Annotated in this window: 3 protein-coding genes; all 3 read right to left on the bottom strand. The window is 62.8% G+C overall.

The genetic code is table 11. The features are described 5' to 3' along the window. Nucleotides 1–108: 108 nt before the first annotated feature. Genes EN964_RS29985 through EN964_RS29975 form a run of 3 tightly spaced genes read right to left on the bottom strand, consistent with a single transcriptional unit; the run spans nucleotide 109 to nucleotide 2,945 of the window. Nucleotides 109–825, bottom strand: coding sequence for a FadR/GntR family transcriptional regulator (locus EN964_RS29985; RefSeq protein ID WP_013529506.1), 717 nt, complete (start codon nucleotides 823–825; stop codon nucleotides 109–111). A 2-nt stretch (nucleotides 826–827) separates the two neighbouring features. Further along, entirely contained in the window at nucleotides 828–1,997 is a 1,170-nt protein-coding gene (locus tag EN964_RS29980) for a mandelate racemase/muconate lactonizing enzyme family protein (RefSeq protein WP_127272205.1), read from the bottom strand. A 60-nt stretch (nucleotides 1,998–2,057) separates the two neighbouring features. Beyond that, a complete protein-coding gene (locus EN964_RS29975; RefSeq protein WP_027037785.1) occupies nucleotides 2,058–2,945 on the bottom strand; it encodes a sugar phosphate isomerase/epimerase in 888 nt (295 codons plus the stop codon). Nucleotides 2,946–3,169 lie beyond the last annotated feature (224 nt).

The raw sequence follows: 3,169 nt of genomic DNA, 5'->3' as shown, positions 1-3,169 counted from the left end.
GCGTGGCCGGATCGATGGCGGAGGCGACGACGAGTTCTCCGGCGCCGGCCAGCATGGCCGAGGCGCGCGGGTGCAGGGCGTGGGTGGTGAGGATTCGGGTCATGTCGGTCAAGCTTTTTCGAGCGCCGGGCTTTGAGGTTCCTCGCCATGGCCCTCGATCAGGCCTTTCCAGTAGCTCTCAGCCCCTTGCAAATGGGCGCTCATCAGCGCCTGGGCGAGATTGCCATCGCGGCGCAGCAGCGCCTCATAGATCTGGATATGCTCGGCATGCGAGCGCACGTTGCGCTCGGGGTCGTTGAAATAGATCGGCAGGCGCTGCTCGCCCATCATATAGTAGACGCTGCAGACATTGTGGAAGACGCTGTTCTTGGTGGCGCGCACGATCTCGAGGTGGAATTCACGGTCTTCCCTGGCAAGCCCTTCGCCGGCGGCAATGCGCTCTTCCGAAGCTTTCAGTATCTCGCGCAGCCGCTCGAAATTCTCCTCTGTGGCGCGCGAACAGGCAAGTTCGGCCGCCTTGATCTCGTGGATCTTGCGCAGTTCGACCGTTTCGTAGATCTGGATCGGGTCGAGCGGCAGGCCCGCGCGGGCAAAGAGCGCCATGGCCTCCACGCTGGCCTGCTTGGTGTCGATGTAGATGCCGGACTTGGCCCGGCGCTCAACGATGCGCATGGCCTCAAGGATGGCCAGCGCCTCGCGGATCTGGCCGCGGCTGACAGCGAAATGCTCCGCCAGTTCGCGTTCCGAAGGCGTACGGCCGCTCTCCTTGTCCGAATGGGAGAACAGGTAGGCAGCGAGTTCCGCGAGGAGGTTCTTTTCTTTCATCGTCAACCGCGCTGCGCGTGCGCCTCCAGGAATCGCTCCGAAATGGTGAATCCCAGACCCGGTTTTTCCGGGATCGCTATCATGCCGTCCCTGGCTTCGACAGTCTCTTCGACCAGATCGTGGATCATCGGGTTGGCGCCGAGCGAATATTCGACGGTAAAACTCGACGGCGAGGCGGCGCAGACATGCAAGCCTGCGAAAAAACAGGGCGCGCCGGCCCACAGATGCGGCGCAAAGCGCAGATTGAAGGCGCTGGCGATGGTGCCGATCTTCATCGCCTCGCTGATACCGCCGCAGAAGGCGGGATCCGGCTGGAAAATATCGGCGGCTTTCAGCACCGCGAGATCGCGGAAGGCATAGCGTGTCGCCTCGCTTTCGCCGGTGGCGATCGGGACGGCACCTGACGCCCGCACTTCAGCCATGCCGGGCTTGTCGTCGGCGATGATAGGTTCCTCGAACCAGGCGAGGTCCAGATCGTTGACAAGGTGGATGAAGCGCTTGGCCTCGGCCACCGTGTAGGTGCCGTGCGCGTCGACCATCAGTTCGACATCGGGGCCGAGCGCCTGCCGTGCGGCCCGCACGCGGCCGGCCGAAATGTGCGCCGCGCCATCCATGGCGCCAACCCGCATCTTCAGTGCCCTGAAACCGCCCTTGGCGATGTAGGATTTCAACTGCTCGCCGATGGCGTCGGCAGCCGCCCAGCCGCCGGACGCGTAAGCCGGCATGCGATCGAGCTTGCGGCCGCCCAGCAGCCGCCAGACCGGAACGCCAAGCGATTTGCCAAGAATGTCCCACAGCGCGATGTCGACGGCGCTGATGGCAGCGATGCTCATGCCGCGCCGCGCCAGTTGCGGCATGGCGTGGCCGCCGCGCGCGGCGCTGTCGTGGCGCACGCCATTGTAGAGCATCTCCCATATGACGCCGATATCCGCCGGATCGCGGCCGACCAGCTGAGGCCCGACCTCATGGTTCAGCATGTGGACGAGTGCACCGTAGCTGCCGGCACTGCCGGCGGCGTTCTTGCCTTCGCCCCAGCCGACCAGCCCGTCATCGGTTTCGATGCGCAGGATGGCGGCGTCGAAGGTCGTCACCTGACCGAAGTCGCTGCGGTGCTGCCGAGCGGCTTCGATCGGAACGCGGATCCACCAGGCTTGGACGGACTTGATACGCATATTCTTCCCCAGCCCCGCCGCCGGTCAGGGCGGAAGGGCGAATTTCCCAGAGGCAGTCGGCTACTTGATCAGCGGCAGCAACGTTTCGGCGTTGATGCGCATCTGGTCGGTGTAGAATTTCTCGGTGAGCACGCTGGAGCCGTGGTCCTGGATGAACTTCAGCTGCTCGGGCGAGATGTCGACCGGATTGCGCTCGACCATGTCGGGATAGGGGGCTGCCGGCGTCCGGTCGACGGGCGCGACGAACTCATTGGTCAGCGCGCCGTCGTAGCCGATCTCGCGCAAGGTGGCGACGATCTTCGGCCAGTCGATCTGGCCGAGGCCGGCGGCAAACCGGTTGTTGTCGGCGACGTGGAAGTCGAACAGGCGCTTTCCGACCTGCCGGATCGCGTCATGGACGTTAAATTCTTCCATGTGGATGTGGTAAGCGTCGAGGCACACGCCGCATTCGGGGCTGACCGCGTCAGCCAGCGCCAGTGCCTGGGCGCCGCGATTGAACAGATAGGTCTCGAAGCGGTTGAGGGGTTCGACAGCGATCTTGACGCCGACCTTCTTGGCGTGGGTGAAGCATTCACGGGTGGCGTCGACGACCCACTTCCATTCCTCTTCTTCGGTCCCGTCAGGCACCACCTTGCCGACGGTGGCCGGAACCAGCGTGATGATCTCGCCATCGAGTTCGCTGACCATGGTCAGCACGTCCTTGACATACTGAACGGAACGCTCGCGCTGGCCCTGGTTCCTGGCGGCAAGGTTGCGCTCGCCCAGCATCAGGGTCACCGCGCCCCAGCAGCGAATACCATGCTCCTTCAGCAGCGCCCGGGTCTCCTTGGTCTTGTACTGCTCGGGCTCGCCGGAAATCTCGATCGACTCATAGCCGAATTTCTTGATGCGCTTGAGCGTCGTCTCCAAGGGTTCCGCGCGCATCCAGTTGTGCGTCGAAAGATGCATGGTCTGTCCTTCCCAAATCGTCTCTATGGTTCGCCTGCGACATGCATCGCCAAAAGGCGACACAAAGGTTCCTCCCCAAGGCGTTCCCAGCCTTTTTTCGCAAACTGGTTCGACCAATTGGGCCTGAGGCGAGGTCTACAGCAAATTCTCCAGATCGGCAAGAAGCGCTGGGGTGCAACTTTCTCTGTAGATTATTTCATTGATTATATTGAGATATATAGGCC

It is taken from the genome of Mesorhizobium sp. M7A.F.Ca.CA.001.10.2.1, assembly GCF_003998575.1.
Lineage (GTDB): Bacteria > Pseudomonadota > Alphaproteobacteria > Rhizobiales > Rhizobiaceae > Mesorhizobium.
The sequence above is the reverse complement of the archived record's forward strand: the minus strand, read 5'-3'. Positions and strand labels throughout refer to the sequence as shown.

What these genes read in the sequence shown, in the direction of transcription:
- EN964_RS29985 (WP_013529506.1), bottom strand. Translation starts at nt 825, where the DNA reads ATGAAAGAAAAGAACCTCCTCGCGGAACTCGCTGCCTACCTGTTCTCC.
- EN964_RS29980 (WP_127272205.1), bottom strand. Translation starts at nt 1,997, where the DNA reads ATGCGTATCAAGTCCGTCCAAGCCTGGTGGATCCGCGTTCCGATCGAA.
- EN964_RS29975 (WP_027037785.1), bottom strand. Translation starts at nt 2,945, where the DNA reads ATGCATCTTTCGACGCACAACTGGATGCGCGCGGAACCCTTGGAGACG.